The sequence below is a fragment of the Pseudanabaena sp. UWO311 genome, from assembly GCF_006937785.1.
Lineage (GTDB): Bacteria > Cyanobacteriota > Cyanobacteriia > Pseudanabaenales > Pseudanabaenaceae > Pseudanabaena.
In genome coordinates this window covers 44466-64683 of record NZ_SJEE01000024.1, presented here as the reverse complement: position 1 = coordinate 64683, position 20218 = coordinate 44466, and the positions used below count along the sequence as shown (strand labels likewise).

Genomic DNA, 20218 nt, shown 5'->3' with positions numbered 1-20218 from the left:
ATGGAATCTAAGTGAGTATAAATTTATCAACTTGAGGCGAAACAAAAGGGATAAAGAATGTTAACTAAATTGAACTTAAGAGGTATTGGTTCTGTAAGAAATCTTGAAATTGAGTTTGGCGATCGCCTTAACATTCTTACGGGTGACAATGGCTTAGGCAAGAGTTTTCTGATTGATGTGATCTGGTTTGCCTTAACAGATAATTGGGTTGGGTTGCCCGCACTACCAAACATTGACCAAGATGATTCCCCATACATCCACTTTCAAGCCAGTAACGGAGAAGAATCTGAGAGTGTTTTTCTGTTTAACAAACAAAAATGGCAAGAGTTTCAGCGGCTACAGGAAGATGAGATCGTTATCTACAGCCGTATTGATGGAGGATTTTCAATATTTGATCCATTAAGAAAATTCACCCCTAAGGAGGTTTACAACTTTACATCACAACAAGTTTTGAACGGATTAATACTCAACAATGGCTCCGTACCTTGTATGGGACTAGTTCATGATCTTGACTATTGGCAACTAAAACAAACAGAAACACCCTATCAAATTCTCCAAAATGTGATTCAACATTTGTCACATCCTGACGAACCAATGCAAGTTGGAGAATCTGTAAGACTTTCAGTAGAAGATAGTCGTCCAATTCCTACACTTGTCGTACCTTATGGCAATGTTCCAGTTACCCATGCCTCTTCAGGTATTCAAAGAATTCTAAATTTGGCATATATGCTCGTCTGGGCTTGGGACTCACATATTCAAATTGCAAAACTTAAAAGAACTGAACCAATCAAAAAATTTGTTTTTTTGATTGATGAATTAGAGGCTCATTTACACCCCAAATGGCAAAGAACTATTCTTCCTGCTATTCTTGAAGTTTGCAAACAATTGAATCCAGAAATTGATGTACAGATAGTAACAACAACACATTCACCAATGGTTTTAGCATCTGCTGAACCATATTTTGAGGAGGAGCTAGACAAATTATTTCTTTTTGAGTTACTTGGGAGTGAGGTAACTCTCAATGAAATTCCTTGGGTAAAGCAAGGTGATGTGGTGGGATGGCTGACTTCAGAAATTTTTGACCTCAAACAAGCGCGATCGCTTGAAGGAGAGGCAGCAATTGGTGCGGCTCAAGCATGGGCTACTAGAAGTCCTGACTATGTATACCCTGATAATTTACAAACACTTGAACAAATTCAAGCAGAACTCGAACGGGTCATTCCTGGTCACGATCCTTTCTGGATTGGCTGGACTGTCAAAAACGAGGCAAGGCAGAAATGATTCATTTTGATTGTGTACCAGAGCCTCCAGATTTTGATCGAGAAGTCAGACAAAAAGGTGAAGACTGGCTAGCAAAAAATCCTGACAAGAAACGACCAAGAGATTTATGGTCGCCTTTTCGGAAACATCTTGCTGATGGATTTCAAAACCTTTGCGGGTATTCGGCAATGTTTGAGCCAATTGGCACAGTAGACCATTACATTAGTTGCCATCAAGATCGTACAAAAGCCTACGACTGGGCTAATTATCGTTTTGCCTCGGCTTGGATCAACAGCTCTAAGAGGGCAGATGATCAAATTTTAGATCCATTTGAGGTTGGAGACGAATGGTTTGAAGTAGAACTATTGACATTTAGCTTAGTGCCTCAGATTGAGAAAATACCAAGTTCTGAAATCGAAAAAGTCAAACAAACTCAGCAAAAATTAAATAATGAGGTGATTGTACGACAGCGCAGAGAATGGTATCGAACCTATGCTGATGGAGAGATCAGTCTTGATGGACTAGAGAAAAAAGCTCCGCTTGTTGCCCGTGCGATCCGAAAACGACTTATCGAACTCACGTAATGTTATGTTAGAAAACCTGTCTTTAAGTATTTTTTGTAATGTCTAAAAACTATAAAATCACCCTTCTCCCTGGGGACGGGATTGGTCCCGAAATTATGAAGGTGGCGGTAGCAGTGCTTCAGGCGATCGCACCAAAATTTGGTATTACCTTTGCTTTCGAGACAGCTCTCGTTGGCGGTGCTGCGATCGATGCGACAGGGCATCCTTTGCCTGATGAAACCTTGCAGCTTTGCAAAAACAGTGATGCTGTACTACTAGCGGCTGTCGGTGGCGAAAAGTGGGACACCATGCCATCTAATTTGCGTCCAGAGCAAGCTTTACTGGGCTTGCGCGGTGGCATGGGCTTATTTGCCAATTTACGACCTGCGCAGATTTTGCCCCAATTAATTGATGCATCGACCTTGAAGCGTGAAGTTGTGGAAGGCGTAGATATTTTAGTAGTACGCGAACTCACAGGCGGCATTTATTTTGGTAAACCCAAAGGAATTGTCACCGATGAAAACGGTGTGCGTCGTGGCTTTAATACAATGGTTTATACCGAGCCAGAAATCGATCGCATTGCTAGGGTTGGTTTTGAGGCTGCTCAAAAACGTCGCGGTTCTGTCTGTTCCGTTGATAAATCTAATGTCTTGGAAGTATCGCAACTATGGCGCGATCGCGTGACTAGTATTTCCAGTGAATATCCTGACGTGAAGCTATCTCACATGTATGTAGATAATGCCGCCATGCAGATCATTCGTAATCCCAAACAGTTTGATGTTATTCTCACCAGCAATCTATTTGGCGATATTCTCTCTGATGCAGCGGCGATGTTGACAGGTAGCATTGGCATGTTGCCATCGGCTAGTCTCGGTGAAGCGGGAAAACCTGGGGTGTTTGAGCCTGTACATGGTTCTGCTCCTGATATTGCTGGTAAAGATTTGTCGAATCCTTTGGCTCAAGTTTTAAGTGCGGCGATGATGTTGCGCTATGCCTTTAATGAAGGAGAGGCTGCTAATGCGATCGAGATGGCCGTGAATAAGGTTCTCGATTCGGGCAAACGTACAGGCGACATCATGGCGGATGGTTGTGAAAGATTAGGCTGCATTGCTATGGGAGAAGCGTTGCTAGCCGCACTATAAAAAGAGAGATGTCGCATCGCGACATCTCTCTTTTTACAGTGCTTTGCGCTCAAACCCAAACCAAGAAAAAAATGAAAGCGCTGCAAAGCAACGCTTTCATTTTTTTCTTGTGGCTCGTTTTCTTGGTCATACCAATTCACAGAAGTGTCGCCACACTTTTGTGAATTGGTATGACCAAACCCAGTAAGGGTTTTAAAAACACAAAATGGCGTAGCCATCTTGTGTTTTGGTATAACTGCTGTCCTCACACATGGACTACCTTTTTTTGGCACAATAGGACAAGCTAATTGATTTTGTTACTAGCAGGTAAGCCGATTATGACAATCACATTAGAGAAAGCGACATCTTCAGTCATGACTCTTGAGGAGTTCTTTAACTATGATGATGGCACTGATGCTATGTACGAGTTTGAAGATGGAGAATTAATATTAATGACGGCTGAAAGTGAAATCAATCGACGGATTGCAATGTTTATTCTTATATGCTTTGCACAGCAGGGGGTTCCTGCCTATCGGTTATCGATGAAGACAGAAATTGTCACCACTGGCTCTCGGTTGCGTGTTCCTGATTTGGTAGTATTTTCTGAGGAATTAGCGATCGCCATGGAGGGAGCGAAGCGCTCCACCGTCATGCCAGAGATGCCTTCGCCTTTACTAGTAGTCGAGGTAGTTAGTCCAAATCAAAGTAGTCGTGATTATCGCTATAAGCGATCAGAATATGCGGTACGAGGGATTGCCGAATATTGGATCGTTGATCCTGTATTGGGGCGGGTAACAGTATTGGAATGGGTGGATGGTTTTTACGAAGAGAAGGTATATGAGGGTGAACAGGCGATCGCTTCCATAATATTTGCCGATTTAAAGTTGACAGCAGCACAGATTTTACAGGCTAATTAATTGTGTTGTGGGCAACAGCAAACTTTGCTCGATCGCTTGTCTGACAGGTTGACGCACATAGCAATCACTTTCAAGGCATTCGACTAAAAGACGATTAGCATTACAGTATTGACGTAAATGCTCAAGTTGATGGGGAGTGAGATTCCAAATTTGACCAATATTACGATTGTTGATCGTTTGTTGACGCAGGTTATTAGCCCAATCCTCCCATTTGATCTCGCTATCAGCATCTTCAGGGCAAGCTTCAATTAGTTCTGTTAAAGCATCTGCCAATTGCGAATCGACGGCTTCTTGGGCATATTCCAAAGCAAGACTAAGATCTAGTTCTAAATCAAGTCCCAGATCTTCCCCATCTTTAGTTTCTAGGGCTCTTGCCAGATCAAAAGCGAGATCAACATTGAGATTACGATTTTGACAAAGATCAAGATCAAGTACGAGAGTCCGTGCTAAAACATTAGCTAAGTTGTGAGGAGCGCTTTGGGCGATCGCACGTCCAAGAGTTAGATAGAAAGCACGTACCGATTGAATGCGATCAGTCACTTGAACAGATTCTGCTTTTTTGTTAACCCATTGCAACAAACTTTGTAATTGCTGATCGTTAGCTAACAAGCGATCGCAGTGATCCTTCATTAATACTAACAACTCGTCAGCCGAGCGCATCATACCGACAGCAAGGCGCAAAATATCATGCCAACGTTGATCAGTAATTTTACTCGCTAGTAATGTCAATGTATCTTGGTTGCCATTATAAACAAGCTCACGCGCTGCTAAATATTCATGAAAAGTTAAATGCGAAAAAGAATAAATTCCTTTAGCACGTTCTACAAACAACCCATGCTGTGATTCGATCGCCTTGATAATTGCTGCACTATCGAGTTGTAAAGCCTCCTCATCGGTATTTGCTTTTGGTAAATTACGAATATATTCAGTAATATAGCTTTCTAGATCGACTTGCCGAAAGAAGTAATCTCCTTGATAAAATGTCGTACAGGCAACTTGTGACAACAAATCTTCTTTACGTTGCATCGACAAATTTTTATAAATTTGATGCCGTTCAATATTGCGTTTGGCATCCCATTTTTTAAGCAGTACATCCAATCCTTCACGATAGAGTTCTGAACGGTTAGTTGGGAAATCGCCAAATTCATCGAATACTAAACATAATAGAGTCAGCAGTAAAGGATTAGTAGCCAATTCTTGAATAGGGCGATTGTCTTCTACTTTTCGCAAAAACAGGTCAATATGTCGAGAGTTATTAAGAAACCAACGCTGGGCAAATTGCGAAATCTGCAATGGTTGGAAGTTCGCAACCTCGACTTCTGTGAACTTCTCAAATACATATTCCTGCGATCCCAATCGACTGGTAATCACAAAACGATTGGTATAGAACTGCTCTGAAAAACTCCGTAAGTCTTCGAGAACTCGATACAAATCATTTTCGCGAACTTCATCGAGCCCATCTAAGAATAGAATCGCTCGACCTTGTTGTAAAAGCTGTTTAACATTTGCCTCATCACTAATGTTATAAGCGTATAAGTCTTGAGAGATATAATCTAATAACCTCGGCTGAGATTCAGCGCCAGCATACTGACGCAACGTTACAAAAATCGGGACTAAATCATTAAAAATTTCACCTTGCGAACATTTTAGAGCCGTATATTTTAATAGCGTTGTTTTGCCTGCGCCTGGTTTACCGAGCAGCATCAGTTTGCTGTAGCGATTTAGAGCCTCCATACTGGAAATACGATCTTCATTGAGGAGTCCCATCTCAATGCGATCGCGTCCATGATAAGTAGCTAGCAAATCAGCAATTCCTAAACGACGGCGGCTGGTAATTTTTTCTAAAACATCTGTACCTGTATAAATATTTTCCAGATCAATCGGATGGGACATGTCCAACACTCTCATAGTGGCACAGCGCTCTTGGATGATCTGGCGACTGCGATAGCGTAGTTGCTGTACTAGTTCCTCAATATTGATAGCCGATACTACACCTTGACTAGATGCAGATTGGTTGACAAAAAGTAAGTTTTGCTCATTTGGCGAACTAATTGGCGAACTGGTTTCTGCATCTAAAAAATTTTGCAAAATATGTAAGAGGCGATTATTTTTACCAGGTCCTTTCCCTCCGATATCAAACTTCCGATAAATTTCTCCCATCCGCTTACGATAGGCCTCTTCAGAAATGCCTAAAACACTAGCAACTTCACGATCTTCACGATTTTCCCCAAATCGTATTAGGAAAACACTTTCCTGATCAGCCGAAAGCTGATGGGTTTGCGCCATTCGCGTCAGAAATTTTTGGGGAAACATAATTTGGAAATGCTTTCGGAAGCCGATAGATTTAAATCAAGTAACTTGTCGCAGTTAAAATCCATATCCCAAAGATGATCCGCCTGCGCAGCAGGCGGATCATCTTTGGCATCTTTATATTTAACTGCATTCTAATTATCATAAGGAAAGCGGCACGAAGTACCACTTTCCTTATGATAAATGCCGATCGCACCATGAATCAATATCCACTAATAAGCGATCACCTATTTCCCAAGGCAATAAATGGGCGGTATTTGGGTAAGAGATGAATTCACAATTAGGCAATAATTTTGCAGTTTCTAAGGTTGATGCTGCTGTGATATGGCGATCTTGCTCTGCGGCAATCACAAGGCAAGGGATTTGGATTTTAGCTAAATCACCAGTGCGATCATATCCCAGCCTCAGTGCTTGCGTTAATGCTTGTTGAGCATAGCGCGAAGTTTGTAAATAGGCTTTTGCACCAGTATGAGAAATCTGATCATAGGCTCCTTGAGTATGCTGCTGAATTAAATATTTAATCAGCGATCGCTTTCCAAACCACTCAATAGGCCCGCGCTGCTTTGGCGCAATCCAATGCCAAGCAACGGCAATTACTAAATTTACATATTCCCACCAAGCAACTTTTGGTAAACTGCTACTCGGTTTTGCAGCAGTGGCAACTAAAATCAAGCCTGCTATTTTCGGAGCAGTTTTTTTTGGAATAGGAGTGAAGTTGTTTTGAGATAAATTCTGCTGCTCGGCAGCTCGCAACGCCAACTCCATCGCTAAAATTCCACCTAGAGACCATCCTAAAATCAGATATTCCGTTTCTAGATGCTCATTTAATAAGTCTTGCTGCTCAGATTGGAGATCGCTTTCCAAAAGATCCCAGAGATCTTGTATGTGATCTAACATTGTGAAGCTCACAGTTGCCTTACAATTTCCATAACCACGCAAGTCAGGCGCGATCGCCCTAATACCTTGAGCATGAAAGTATTGAGCGAAGATCTGCATTGCTTCGCTGTTTCCAGGGTGTCCGTGCAGGCATAAAACTTTTAATCTGCGATCGCTAATCATCCGAAATACATTTGAAATAAATCAAGTCTTACTTACCTTAACTTGGCAATGACGCAGACTTCACAAGAGCTCGACGCTTTCAATCTCCCAAAAGAAAAAAGCGTCAGTCAAATAATTACCAAATCCATCAATATTATTCCAGTTGATGAAATAATCCCTGACTTGACTTATGCCAGTCTTATGGCAATGCTGAAATTACTCAAGAACCATACAGGTACAGTCAATATTGAGTCTCATCATTTTAGCTGGAATATCTTTATGCATCGTGGGAGAATCGCCTTTATCGAAGATGAAGGTAGTTTTTTGGCGACGCTAAGACGTAAACTCCAAACCCAAAAAGTTCAGCCTTCACAGGATATTTTGCTTAGTAATACTAGCAAGTCTCTCAATATCATTGAGACTTGTGAACTTTTAGGTAAACTTTATGCCCACGCTCGTGAAAACTATCTAATGATTTTCAAGGAAATATTATTAGAAAACCTCTTAGCAATTTCTTTGGAAAAAAAGGTTTCCATGCTATGGAAACCTTTAGCTTTAGATAGTCCGATTATTTTGCCAATCTGGCAAATCAGTGACCTCGAAAAAGCGATCATCAAAGTAACTAAGCAATGGCGCACTTTTACTTATGTGCATCATCCCTACCAAATGGTACAACTACTAGACTCTGAATGTGAAATCGCTCAATTCCCTTTGTTTACTCAAGTTACAAACGGCAAATATCGAATTAGTGAAATTGCCGATTGGTTTCAACAACACATTACTCGCACCGCTCTCAAGCTCGATAAACTTGCAGAAAATCGCACTATTGCTATCTTGCCATTAGCATTAAACTCATCGGAAGCTAATGAAGATTTAGATCTTGATCAAACACAGGAAAAGCGATCTCAACCTAAGGTGATGATTGTTGATGACTCCCCATTGTTACTCAAGCAATTTGGCAATTTAATAACAAGCTGGGGCTATCAGCTAAGCCTAGTCAATGACTCTGCTAACGCCACTAGGCAAATGCTGTCAGAAAAACCGGATATTGTATTTATGGATATCAATATGCCTAATTTAAATGGGTTTGACCTAATTAAACAAATTCGCCGTCAGCCATCATTGGCAAGCATCCCTCTAGTTCTAGTGACATCTGAGAATACTATTACCAACAACTTTCGTGCAAAATGGGCAAATTGTCGATTTTTAAGCAAGCCGCTCAAATCTGATGATATCCAAGAATTTCGTGAGCAAGTTCGGACTATTTTGCAAGATTTTGTCTCTCAATCGCAATTATAGCGATCGTCACTATTGCTTTCTTAGGGTGTGTTAGCGATCGCGAAGCACTGGGTTTATTGGGTGCGTTACGCTGACGCTAATACACCCTACTTCACTGAATGTTAAGATAAAACTAAGTAGAATTGCTTAGACGAAGTATGGCAATAACCCGAATACAATTTGGGATAATGTATCTGAGGAAACCAATCGAATTTGTCCGTAGTTGCTACGATCTATAATGAAGTGATCCGTTTTTTTGTAATACTTATAGTATTTTCCCCATCCAAGTGCCTCCCAGTCAAAAAACATGATTGCTATGACAGGTTCCTTGCCTAACTCAGACCTTGTGTCTAACAACTTGACGGACGGACAAGTAGTGAGGAATGCCACATTACATATCCTGTTAGCTGCTATGCGCGTCATGAGTCGTTCTACGGGAGTGATCCGCGTAGAGACAAAATATCATCGGTGGAAATTATTACTTACGGGTGGAGGACTAGTATTAGCAGAAGAAGAAGGGCAAGTAATACCCACATTGGTTCGCAAATACAACAGCAAAGGCATTAATTTTTCGCGTATTCCTGAATGGGAGCAGCGTCAAAATAATCGACCTTACTGTTATCCTTTTGTGAGTAATGTTTACAAAAAACATCCCGAAATTACTAAGGAAGTTTTAAAAGAAGTTATCTTAGAAAATTTGTTGTCTTTACATTTAGAGGATGGATTCTCTTTTGTATGGAAGCCCGCCGAAGAGCTGCAAATTAATCTACCTGTTTGGCAGTTATCAGTAATCGAAAATAGTATCGCCAATGAAGTAAGGCAATGGCAAAAATTTGATTGTGTAAAACATCCTTACCAATTAGTGCAACTTGTTGATGCGGCTAATTTACTGGCAAGAGTGGGCAACGATAATTTCCCGCTTTTTGCTAAGGTGACCACGGGTCAAGATCGAATCTGTGCGATCGCCGATACTTTTAAACAGCCGATTTATCGCACAGCCTTATTGCTAGACAAGTTAGCACAAAAAAACATTGTGTCAATTGTGCCATTGGAAGAGCGGAAGTCTGACAGTGATATTGGCGTTCGGCAAAATGTATCTGCACCAAAAAATGTCAAAGATGAACCTAGGGTTTTTATCGTTGACGACTCACCTGTTTTATTGCAACAAATGCAAAGGCTGTTAATTAGTTGGGGGTATCAAGTTGATTTTACTGATGATGCTGAAGCAGCTACTGACAGAATCTTAGAATACAAGCCGACTATTGTTTTTATTGATATCAATATGCCAAGTCTAAATGGCTTTGATTTGATCAAACAAATTCGTCGTCAACGGGAATTAGCTTCGTTATCTTTGGTGTTAGTTACTGCTGAGAACAGTATGACTAATAACTTTAGGGCAAGATGGGCAAATTGTCGTTTTCTAGCCAAACCAAGATCATCTTCTGATACTCCAAAATTTCGCGAAGAATTGCGTAATTTATTAAGGGAGCTTGCGCCTTTGTCAACAGACACCCTAGTCTAGGAACTAGTTATATCAGTACTATGATGCTTTTTTGTGAGCAATAAAGTAACCAAGAATATTGTGGTTTGAATCCATTAATTTGTACAAGTTCTGACAATTTTTTACGTATCCTCAAGATATTAGAAAAGGTAAGTTAAGGACAGATAAAAGTAATTGTCAGATTCACATTCATCCTAAATTAATCGTAAGTAACCGCATTTATTTAACTGTATACAATTCAAGGCAAGAATTATGAGCGAGCATTTTTTAATAATTGATGATTCTGCGATTCAGAGGCATTTGTTAAGTTCTTTCTTAACAGATTTTGGTCATACAGTAGATTTCTGCGAATCGACTATTGGCGCTTTAGATAAAATTATCAACAATTCCTACACAGCTATTTTCTTAGACATTGTATTGCCAGATCAAGATGGTTATAAGTTTTTGCGAGAACTGCGATCGCAACATCAACTTGCCGATCAGTACGTGATTTTATGCTCAACCAAAAGTACCAAACTCGAAATTGACTATGGACTAAAACGTGCTAAAGCGAATGACTATTTGCCCAAACCAGTTAGTCGAGAGGCGTTGTCTGAAGTTTTGAATAAGTTGCCCCAACGAGTGAAATGAGCATTTCTGAGATGAGCCAAGTCAATGCAGCTGAGCCATTATTTGATCAGCTATTCGCACCGAGTAACCGATATATTGTGGCAAAAGTTGGCGATCGCACAGTTACTTTTCCCGATACGTTAGTTTCAGAAATTATTATTATCGATCGCAATGCAATCGTTGCTTTACCCTTTTATGAAACTGCAATCATTGGGGTAATGCATCATCAAGCAAATGTGATGCCTTTGCTGTTATTACGATTGCTAATGGGGGAACAACGCACTTTAATCACGGAATCTTTGACGGTGGTTAGACTTAGTAAACTTGCCGACAATTTGGGCAGTAAAAATCTGGGTGGGGTTGGGGTCATTGTAGATCGGGTAATCGGTAGCCTTACTATTGATGAGCATCAACATCAGCGCCAGCAATCTTCAGATGTAGATCAGCTAACGTTTCCATCGATCACCAATGCTAAACATGCAAAAAAAATAAGTCAAACAGTAGCGAATATCAAGGAGACCGAGTATACTCCCATTGAAATTATCCTATCAAGTATTCCTAGTCATATTTGGCAGCCTCAACGCTGGCAGATTTCTAAGTAGTACTTGCACTGATATGTACCGTAGTTTGAAACTTCATACTATTTGGCTACATGATTAGGGCGAGTATAGTGTAGGATGAATTTCACAAAAATGCTACGATCCTTTCCCTATAGCGAATGCATATGGCAAGCACATCTAAGAGAACCCCAGCGACTTCTTCAGGCAAGAGCAATCAGGCATCTTCAAAGAGATCGCCTAAATCGCCAAACGCCCCCAAACCTAATAAGTCAAGAGGCTCAATGGGACTGGGATTGCTGCTGATTGCGATCGGCACATCGCTAATAGGCTTAGGTGGTCTAGGATATTGGTTTTATCAAGAATTACTAAGTAGCGCTCGACGAGAAGTTGATAAATCGGCTGAAGCGCAGGTTCGTCAAATCGATGCTAGGCTCTCAGATATTAAGTCAACAGTTGATGAAGTTGCAGGTGGGGCAAAGGTCCTATCTCAGCAACCGTCAAAGCCAAAAGGCTCTGAACCATATCAACGTCTGATTGTCGATGGATTACAAAATAAGGAATCCATCGTAGGTATGGGGATTGCATCAAATGGCAACTTACTATTTACTCCAGCTAAGCCTCTTGTCCCCTATGTGTGGAGAGAACAGTCAGGCTTAAAGACTGAAACGGCTGGTCAAAAGCTGGCAGCCCCAAATGATAAATTTTTGTCTGGAGATCGCCCTGATATTCAAAAAGCCCCTTTTTATCAAGATACCCTTAAGGGGCAAGCCGCTTGGTCGCAGCCGTATACCGCTCTGGGCAAGACGATTATCACCTACAGTGCTCCCATCAGCGATGGACAGAAAGTTGTCGGGATTGTCAATGCTGATGCGATCGCTAGTGAGCTTTTGTCATTAGTAGATACCGCTTCCTATCAAGAGCCTCCTTATGAAAGCAAATTTGGTTTTTTGGTGGCTAGCAGTAGTGGTCAAGTAATTACTGCCTCCTCCCAGTTTCAGGCGACGCAGACCAAAAATCCTGAGATCGCAGCAGTCCTCACGAGTCTTACTCAACAAGCTAAAGCCAAACCATCAGGAATTGTCCAAACTGGAGGCTATCTCTGGGCATACCGCAAAATCCAAGGTAGCGATTTGCTCTTTGTAGCACAGTTGCCCGAATCAGAAATCACCAACAAGCTAATGCTTCCAGTCGGTGTTGCGGCTGTTAGTATCAGTGCGATTTTGGCGATCGCCATTTTATTATTCGTGAACTCGCTCAAAAAGCGACTTAAACCCCTTACCGAAGAATGCGATCGCTACTTGAGTCAGCAAGGAAATTCAGGTGTAAATATCACAGCAGGTAAAGATGAAATTGATCATCTTGGAATCTCGCTTAAAAATACCTTCCAACAAGTAAAAAATAATGAAATTCGCTTGCGTAGTGGATTGAGCCAACCATTATCATCATCCGATGATGATATATCGGCAGCAGCACAGCTCCAGCAAAATTTTGCGGAAACAGAGTTGATGGAGGCTGAAGTTGGCAACTTATTAGATGTTGTCTCATCTATGGAAGAGGGTGATCTCACGATTGAGGCTCAAGTAAATGATCGCGCTACAGGGCTGGTCGCCGACACCCTCAACCGTCTCCGCGAAAAACTCGTAGAGATTATTTCTAGTGTTTTAGGTACAGCTAAACAGGTGGCTCAAGGTGCTGCCGATCTTGAAGAATTAGCCAACACTGTCGTGTTAAATACCGCTGAACAAGCTCAGTCAATTGCTCAAGGACAAGCTCTAACTGAACAAGTTGCCGCTATCGCGGAGAGATCTTCAGCTCAGGTAAACGTTGCGAACCAATCACTTCAAGAAGTACGCGATACAGTTGCTTCTGGACAAACGGCGATTATAGCTCTGACTGATAGTATTAGCGTCTTACAAACGGGTTCAGCCCAAATCGTCCAGCGCATGAAAACATTGGGCGAATTCGTTGGTTTAGCCGAACAATTTGTACAAGATCAAGGTCAAATTGCTTCTTTGACTCAAGTTCTGGCACTCAATGCCACCCTTGTCGCCGCTCGTGCTGCTGAACAAAAAGATCCTAAGCAATTTGCTGGTGTAGCTCGTGAATTTGAGTCAATCGCTGGGCAGGTAAATGATTTAGCAACTCAAACCAATGATGGTTTAACCGTTTTGCAACAGCGTACATCTCAAATCCAAACCGTAGTAACAGCGATCGATGCTGAAGTTCAGAATTTAAGTGGACTTGTTGCTGGTTTTACGTCAGGTGTAGAGTCATCTCAATCTGCGTTCAATAGCATTCAAATAGCTACTGAAGAAGTTGTCCAAATTGGACAAACTATTACTGAATCTAGTACCGAAATTGCAGAAGCTGCTGGCTCTACAGCGAGCTATATGAGTGAAATTGCTCAGTTAGCCGATCGCACTGCCGACCTAACTCGATCTGCTCGTCAACAAGCTGAATCGATGGGAAATCAAGCTCAGCAACTATTACAAGGCATTCAGTTCTTCCATTTGCCTGACACATCTGATCAGCTAGCTCCTGATACATCTATCGACAGATTGGTCGATTCAGCAGCTGAGGTGAGCAATACTGGGGCTAATAATTTAGGTCTAGTTGTACCTGCGATTGCTGTAGCAGCGTCAGTAACAGCCGTCAGCTTTACTCAATCAGCGCCAGCTTTACCAAATGGATATGAAGCTGAGGAAGATAACACAGCTACCGATAATATATATCTTGAAAATCTTCTTGACGATGGCGTTAGCAGTGATCTGATCGATGATAATGCGGTTAAATCACCTCAAGAACAAAGCTTTGACTCTATTCCAGAAAATTTCATAGCAGGAGATATTGCTGACAATCAAAATCCAGATGCAGCAACATATTCTAACCTCACGGATATCTCTCTAATAGAAGAATCTCTGCTTGCCGATCTTAAACAAGAAGTCTATGACGATATTTCGTTTGACGAATCTTCGCCCCTTGACGATACTGAACCAACTATAAAGAATCAGATGGAGGGAGTGAATGAATTTTCGATCGTTGAAGCTTCTAGTGATCCGCTAATTGTATCTGCTACCTCTTCATTTTTGGAAGATACAGCTTTTGGCACTGTGACACCACTTGCCGAAGATGCAAACCTGAACTTACCGACCTTTGTTGATTTTTCAATTCCAGATATGGATGATGTTGACTTCATCATCCCCAAAATGAATATAGAATCTACCCTAGACGATTCCAATTCATTCTTTGATCATGATAATTCAATGCAATCTCCTGAAGTTAATCAGGGCGGAGTAGATTTTGATCCATTTGCTATGGATGATCAAACAGTATTTCAAGCATCTTCGGATGTTAGTGATGCTGCGATCGCAAATAGTGACAATGTATTTGAGTTAACTGAATCAGAAATAAGTGTCTCTATCAATAATCCTGAAAATATTTCTGGGATTTCTGAATTTAACCAGTTTGTAGATTACGATCAATTCACATCTAACGAAGCAGTTAATGAATCCTTAGAAGAACCTATCGAAAGTTCTGCCAATGAAGCTTTTCGTGATTCTTTTAACATCCCTTTTGATGAGCCCCTATTTGATGGAGACTTGAATGAAGCTCTTAATGATTCCCTAGATCACCCATTTGCTGTTCCTGAAGATATTACTGAGCTGCGTCCAGAGTATACAGATGATGAATTGGATTACGAACTATCTGAGCAAGATTTTAACAACTCATTTAATTTAGAACAACCAGTAGATATTTCTACAAATAATTTTGAAGCTCTCAATGATTCCCTAGATCAACCATTTGCTGTTCCTGAAGATATTACTGAGCTGCACCCAGAGTATACAGATGATGAATTGAATTACGAACTATCTGAACAAGATTTTAACAACTCATTTAATTTAGAACAACCAGTAGATATTTCTACAAATAATTTTGAAAATCAAGTTGAACTATCTGAGTTACCCACTCAAATCCCTGATATTTATCTTGCCGAATCATCAGATGATGAATTTCCTGAAGAGTTTAATTTTGAAATCGAAGACGACCCATTAACAAGCTATGCAGATTCAGTCGAATCTGATCATTTCTTTGATGCGATTCCAACCCAAGGTAATGAAGGGTTTGAAGAAATTGTTGAAGCTTTTGATGAGCAAGTAAATGATTATGCACCTGAATTGGAGATTCCATCACCCTCAATAGACATATCTGAGCAGTCTTCAACAGAATTTACTTTTGAAATTAATGAAAGCTTATCGATGGGATCATCTAATTTAGTTGAATTGGATAATTTCTCAGGAAGTTCATCTGATAGCCTATTTGATGATAGTCCGATCAATGAAAGTGAAGAATTTATTGCGAATCCATTTGATACTTCTGTAAATATTCAATACGAAGAGTCAGTTGTTTCAGAGTCGATAGCTCAAGAGATCTATTCACTAGACTTAAATGATGAGCAATCAGAAGGTTTATCTTCATTGTTTAATATAGCTGAAGAAGTTGCTGAAGTAGATTTAGGAGACGATCAATACGGGTTTGAGCAAAATATAGCTGATAGCCTAGTGGCACAAACTGATGAGTTAGACTCAATCTGGCAGACCGAAGAATCAGCCTCAGACGATTCAGACTTTTCTGCGGACTTTGACGTAAGTACAAGCTCAACCGACGAGCAAGTCGCCGAACCATTTGATATTTCTATAAATCTTCAGGAAGATGAGGCTTATAGCCCAGAAACAGGTATACAAGTATCATCAATGTTTGATTCCGATCAGCAGTTAGAAGATCTTTCTGAGGAGATTTCTGATGAACTGTCTGAAGATTTCTCTTTTGAGATAGAGGAGGATCTGTTAACTGACCAAATGGATTTAGGGAATGATGCATTTGATACAGCATTTACTACATCGCAACCTGAAGTAGAGGACATAAGTGTATCAGCTGCACTGGCAGACAATGAATCAGAGTCAGCTTTTCCTTCATTGATTGATGAAAGTGAAAATCCAGAAAACCATTCCTCCAAAGCAATCTGGGATACAGACGAGATTGCATTAGTTTTTGGCGAAATCCCTAACATTCAGGAAGATTTGGATGAAGCTTCTTCTTTCGCAACCGATAATCTTAGTACAACTTTTGTCCTTCCAGACTTGTCGAACATGGAAGAAACTGGTGATGCATTGATGGATGAAGAATTTAACTTTGACATATCTGATGACACTCCCAACTTTAACGCCTTCTCAAATTCTTTGGAAGGAGATGTTGAGGATTTAGTGAGTAACACAGGACTTGATGACAGTGAAGCTCCACCAGACTATGCCTCTGATGCAATCTGGCAAACCGACTCAATCGCACCAGATTTAGGGGAAATTGCTGGCATTGAGGAAGATTTAGTTGCTGTTCAGCCTTCTTCTGTCGCTGATAGTCTTAGTTCAGCTTTTGTTCTGCCAGACTTGTCACAGATGGAAGAAGCCGACGAAGCATTAATAGATGAAGCCTTTGACTTTGGCATATCTGATGTCACTGATGACGCTGGCGGCGCTGATAATTTTGGTGTTTCAATAAGTTCATTCGAGGAAGAATCTCCTGTAGCTTTTGATGAAGATCTGCTGAATGAAACAGATGCAGATTTATCCTCAGTATTTAGTGACAATCTAGAACAAGGTACAGGATTAAGCTATCAAGAATTCATCAGTAATTCTGAAGCCAGCTTTGACATTGATGATAATACCTCAACCTTTGCAGATCTGACTGGAGGTTTAGAATCTGAAGACGAATCGATCGAGTTTAGTGAAATCATGAATGTGAAAAACTTCACAGACAATGCTTTAGATTTAGAAGAGTCAGTGATGTTTGAGGCGATCGCAGATGAAGCAAACGATTTCAATCTAGAATCCTCAGCTGACTCTCTAGACTTGAGTGTTTCTGAAATTGCCAACTTGGGCTTAGACGCTGAATTTACTGAATCTATGCCCGATCTTTCGTTGGATTTCTCAGATAATTGGCTTCATGAGGTCGCTGAAGACAGGAATCCTAGTAGTGTGAAATTTGCTGATTCAGATGATGATATATCTATTGGCTATCCATCTGAAGATGAAGTTAATGCCATATCAGATGGCGACATCTATGGTTTTGCTGATAATCTGCTAGACAGTCTCATGGATGAAGCTGATGAAGAGTTTGATAGTTTGTCAATGGATTTACCTGACTTGCAAACATTACCTCACTTGCCAAGCTTTAATGATAATTCTTTGGAGGATGAGGATAGTAATGGTGAATTAGAAAGTGAGTTTGACTTCTCTGCATTTGATTTGCCAGTAGAAGATTCGATTAGCACAGCTAGAGCCGAAATCGATGATTTTCTGTCAGGTAGTTTAGATATTGAGGAAGAAGGGACTCAGAAAAAAAATCCTACTAAACTAGTTGAAACAGACAACTCAAGTTCAGTTTAACCCCCTGAAGAGAACGCGCGAAGCGAGTTCTCTTACTTTTAGGGCTACTGTACTGAAACAAATCCTAGCCTTTGGACAATTTGCTGCCCTTGAGGTGAGAGCGCAAACTCAATAAACTGCTTAGAGACAGGACTGGTGATCTTTTTCACACCTAAAAATAGACTGCGACTAATTGGATATTTGCCAGCTTTGACCGCACTAACGTCCGTAGGCAGAACTCCATCGATCGCAATAATTCTCACAATTTCTTGCTTCTCTACCTGTGAAACCGTGGCATAACTGATCCCGTTATCGCCTATATCGCGCAAAATTGCTGTTGTTTCGTCTTGTTTCCATGTAATGAAGTTAGGACTATCTGGCGCGAATCCTTGACCGAGTAAAACAATATCTTGAAAAGCTTCTCTAGTTCCGCTTGTGGTGGCGCGATTGATCACTCTAATTGGTTGATTTGCCCCGCCAACCTGTGACCAGTTAGTAATTTTACCCAGATAGATATCGCGTACTTGCTCCTTAGTTAAATTACCTTTAAAGGGATTATTAATGCCAACTACTAAGGCGATCGCATCTTTAGCGATCGGCACTAATTGTATACCTGCTTGGGCTTCAGCAGCTTTGAGCGGACGAGAAGTCGCTGCGATCGCGATACTACCATCAATAAGATTTTTCAATCCCTGATTTGAACCAGTTGGATTACCATCAGGAACTCCATAGGAGCTCGGTATGTTTGGGTTAACTTGGCTAAAGTCATTACGCAGGGCTTTAATCAGGGCAACCATTGCCGTACTGCCATCTATTCCCAAAATACTAGGATTGGGCAGAGATGTATCAAGGTTTAAGTTTGTTGACGTTAGTACGGGCGGGGTTGGTTGTGCTGATGAATCTGGTGTTGCCGTGGTAGCTGGTGTAGCTGGTACTACTGTTGATTTTTGTTGTGAAAAAAACCAGTAGCCTCCGCCAGCAATCCCTGCTGTGACTAGCATCGACAGTACTAAAACTGTAGTTTCTTTACCCTGTGACATATGCCCATTTCCCTAAGAATATCTGCAAGATTGGCTTAACTTTACCCTAAATTTAGCCGTCCAACTGTAGCTCAAGGTCAGATCTACTTTCTGGCAACCTAAGATAAGATCAAAGCTAGAAGTAGCAATCATAGACGTGACGTGTTTCAAAAAATCCGATTCCAAGCAAACCAAATTTGGCGGCATCAAGTGGTGGCGCTCCTTGCCAATCTCAAAGTCGCGATCGCCCTTTTATTATGCATAGCCCTATTTAGCATCCTCGGCACAGTGATCGAGCAGGGACAAACTATTGACTTTTATCATGAAAACTATCCCGAACATCCTGCCCTATTTGGATTTTTATCGTATAAGGTGATTTTGGCGATCGGATTAGAACATGTCTATGGAAGCTGGTGGTTTCTTTCACTGTTAATCTTATTTGGCACAAGCCTTACTGCTTGCACCTTCAATCGGCAATTGCCAATTCTCAAAGCCTCCAAGCGCTGGTTTTACTATACCAAGCCCCAAAGCTTTGCAAAACTCCCTCTCGCCACGGAAATTATTGGCGGCGATCTCAATAATTTAGCGCGATCGCTACAAGGCAAAAACTACAAGGTTTATCAAGCTGATGATCGCCTTTATGCGCGTAAAGGGCTGGTTGGTAGAGTTGGACCAATTATTGTCCATGCCAGTATGTTGCTAGTTTTAATCGGTTCAATTTGGGGGGCACTAACGGGTTTCACCGCGCAAGAAATGGTTCCCAGTGGTGAGACATTTCAAGTTAAGAATATTACCGAAGCAGGTGCTTGGTCAGCAAATCAAGTTCCTAAAGATTGGTCGGTACGAGTCAATCGCTTTTGGATTGATTACACACCGAAGGGAAGTATTGATCAGTTCTATTCCGATTTGTCAGTTATTGATAATGACGGCAAAGAAGTCGATCGCCAAACTATCCATGTAAATAAACCGCTCAAATACAAGGGTGTTACCTTCTATCAAGCAAATTGGGATATTCATGCGGTCAAATTTACATTTAACAATAGCCCAATCCTACAATTACCCGTTAGGAAGTTAGAATCTCAAAATGGTGGTCGTCAAGTATGGGGAACATGGATTCCTACCAAGCCAGATCTCAGTGCTGGGATTACGCTCATTACTCCCGATTTACAAGGTACTTTCCTAATCTATGACGAGAAGGGCAATCTGCTTACTATGGTTCGTACAAATGGCAGTGCGGAAGTTAATGGCGTAACTTTTACCTTAAAAGAAGCGATCGGTAGTACAGGTTTGCAAATTAAAGCTGACCCGGGGATTCCCATTGTTTATGCAGGATTTGGATTGTTGATGTTAGGGGTGATCATGAGCTACGTCAGTCACTCACAGGTATGGGCTTTGCAAGTTGGCGATCGCCTCTATATTGGCGGCAAAACTAACCGTGCTCAAGTTAGTTTTGAGTCAGAACTAATTGATGTTACGAATGTAGTTGATCAGGGTGCGATCTCCTTCTCAACATCCCAAATTACGCCGATCGCCAATTCATAAAAAATTAATTGCGATTATAGCGAAATCTGCCATCAACCCAAAAAGAGCATTGAGGTGCAGAACGCTTCAATGCTCTTTTTG

Annotated in this window: 13 protein-coding genes; 10 read left to right on the top strand and 3 right to left on the bottom strand. The window is 41.1% G+C overall.

Translation table 11 applies throughout. The annotated features are described in order from the left end of the window. Positions 1-57: 57 nt before the first annotated feature. The 4 genes from PseudUWO311_RS17050 to PseudUWO311_RS17035 all read left to right on the top strand — a co-directional run bounded on the left by PseudUWO311_RS17050 (position 58) and on the right by PseudUWO311_RS17035 (position 3861). Positions 58-1281: an AAA family ATPase gene (locus PseudUWO311_RS17050; RefSeq protein WP_142656440.1), complete on the top strand. Its 1224-nt coding sequence runs from the start codon at positions 58-60 to the stop codon at positions 1279-1281. Further along, positions 1278-1844: a hypothetical protein gene (locus tag PseudUWO311_RS17045; RefSeq protein ID WP_142656439.1), complete on the top strand. Its 567-nt coding sequence runs from the start codon at positions 1278-1280 to the stop codon at positions 1842-1844. Before PseudUWO311_RS17050 ends, PseudUWO311_RS17045 begins: the two co-directional genes overlap by 4 nt. 38 nt (positions 1845-1882) lie before the next feature. Continuing rightward, entirely contained in the window at positions 1883-2965 is a 1083-nt protein-coding gene (gene leuB / locus PseudUWO311_RS17040; RefSeq protein WP_142656438.1) for a 3-isopropylmalate dehydrogenase, read from the top strand. 317 nt (positions 2966-3282) lie between these two features. Then, a complete protein-coding gene (locus PseudUWO311_RS17035) occupies positions 3283-3861 on the top strand; it encodes a Uma2 family endonuclease (RefSeq protein ID WP_142656437.1) in 579 nt (192 codons plus the stop codon). Here the strand turns inward: PseudUWO311_RS17035 and PseudUWO311_RS17030 are convergent. Further along, the gene (locus PseudUWO311_RS17030; protein WP_142656436.1) at positions 3847-6174 is read right to left on the bottom strand and encodes an NACHT domain-containing protein; all 2328 of its coding nucleotides are present in this window, start codon (positions 6172-6174) and stop codon (positions 3847-3849) included. The genes PseudUWO311_RS17035 and PseudUWO311_RS17030 overlap by 15 nt on opposite strands. Positions 6175-6345: 171 nt before the next feature. Next, positions 6346-7230, bottom strand: a complete 885-nt coding sequence (locus PseudUWO311_RS17025; RefSeq protein WP_142656435.1) for an alpha/beta fold hydrolase — start codon at positions 7228-7230, stop codon at positions 6346-6348. A 48-nt stretch (positions 7231-7278) separates the two neighbouring features. Here PseudUWO311_RS17025 and PseudUWO311_RS17020 point away from each other — a divergent pair, with 48 nt between their 5' ends. The 5 genes from PseudUWO311_RS17020 (at position 7279) to PseudUWO311_RS17000 (ending at position 17597) form a co-directional block, all read left to right on the top strand. Beyond that, positions 7279-8508: a response regulator gene (locus PseudUWO311_RS17020; RefSeq protein WP_142656434.1), complete on the top strand. Its 1230-nt coding sequence runs from the start codon at positions 7279-7281 to the stop codon at positions 8506-8508. A 286-nt stretch (positions 8509-8794) separates the two neighbouring features. Further along, on the top strand, positions 8795-10009 hold the full coding sequence (locus PseudUWO311_RS17015; protein WP_142656433.1) for a response regulator: 1215 nt from the start codon (positions 8795-8797) through the stop codon (positions 10007-10009). A gap of 231 nt (positions 10010-10240) precedes the next feature. Further along, complete coding sequence (locus PseudUWO311_RS17010; RefSeq protein ID WP_142656432.1) at positions 10241-10618, top strand: response regulator; 378 nt, start codon at positions 10241-10243, stop codon at positions 10616-10618. Continuing rightward, positions 10615-11199, top strand: coding sequence for a chemotaxis protein CheW (locus tag PseudUWO311_RS17005; RefSeq protein ID WP_142656431.1), 585 nt, complete (start codon positions 10615-10617; stop codon positions 11197-11199). Before PseudUWO311_RS17010 ends, PseudUWO311_RS17005 begins: the two co-directional genes overlap by 4 nt. Positions 11200-11321: 122 nt before the next feature. Next, positions 11322-17597: a methyl-accepting chemotaxis protein gene (locus tag PseudUWO311_RS17000; RefSeq protein ID WP_190303542.1), complete on the top strand. Its 6276-nt coding sequence runs from the start codon at positions 11322-11324 to the stop codon at positions 17595-17597. A 44-nt stretch (positions 17598-17641) separates the two neighbouring features. Here the strand turns inward: PseudUWO311_RS17000 and PseudUWO311_RS16995 are convergent, their stop codons facing one another. Next, positions 17642-18616, bottom strand: a complete 975-nt coding sequence (locus tag PseudUWO311_RS16995) for a phosphate ABC transporter substrate-binding protein (protein WP_142656429.1) — start codon at positions 18614-18616, stop codon at positions 17642-17644. 141 nt (positions 18617-18757) lie between these two features. Between PseudUWO311_RS16995 and PseudUWO311_RS16990 the strand changes: the two genes are divergently transcribed. After that, complete coding sequence (locus PseudUWO311_RS16990) at positions 18758-20137, top strand: cytochrome c biogenesis protein (protein WP_223807620.1); 1380 nt, start codon at positions 18758-18760, stop codon at positions 20135-20137. Positions 20138-20218 lie beyond the last annotated feature (81 nt).

Bases quoted from the DNA above. Each gene is read 5' to 3' on its own strand.
- PseudUWO311_RS17050 (WP_142656440.1), top strand. From the start codon at position 58: ATGTTAACTAAATTGAACTTAAGAGGTATTGGTTCTGTAAGAAATCTT.
- PseudUWO311_RS17045 (WP_142656439.1), top strand. From the start codon at position 1,278: ATGATTCATTTTGATTGTGTACCAGAGCCTCCAGATTTTGATCGAGAA.
- leuB (WP_142656438.1), top strand. From the start codon at position 1,883: ATGTCTAAAAACTATAAAATCACCCTTCTCCCTGGGGACGGGATTGGT.
- PseudUWO311_RS17035 (WP_142656437.1), top strand. From the start codon at position 3,283: ATGACAATCACATTAGAGAAAGCGACATCTTCAGTCATGACTCTTGAG.
- PseudUWO311_RS17030 (WP_142656436.1), bottom strand. From the start codon at position 6,174: ATGTTTCCCCAAAAATTTCTGACGCGAATGGCGCAAACCCATCAGCTT.
- PseudUWO311_RS17025 (WP_142656435.1), bottom strand. From the start codon at position 7,230: ATGATTAGCGATCGCAGATTAAAAGTTTTATGCCTGCACGGACACCCT.
- PseudUWO311_RS17020 (WP_142656434.1), top strand. From the start codon at position 7,279: ATGACGCAGACTTCACAAGAGCTCGACGCTTTCAATCTCCCAAAAGAA.
- PseudUWO311_RS17015 (WP_142656433.1), top strand. From the start codon at position 8,795: ATGATTGCTATGACAGGTTCCTTGCCTAACTCAGACCTTGTGTCTAAC.
- PseudUWO311_RS17010 (WP_142656432.1), top strand. From the start codon at position 10,241: ATGAGCGAGCATTTTTTAATAATTGATGATTCTGCGATTCAGAGGCAT.
- PseudUWO311_RS17005 (WP_142656431.1), top strand. From the start codon at position 10,615: ATGAGCATTTCTGAGATGAGCCAAGTCAATGCAGCTGAGCCATTATTT.
- PseudUWO311_RS17000 (WP_190303542.1), top strand. From the start codon at position 11,322: ATGGCAAGCACATCTAAGAGAACCCCAGCGACTTCTTCAGGCAAGAGC.
- PseudUWO311_RS16995 (WP_142656429.1), bottom strand. From the start codon at position 18,616: ATGTCACAGGGTAAAGAAACTACAGTTTTAGTACTGTCGATGCTAGTC.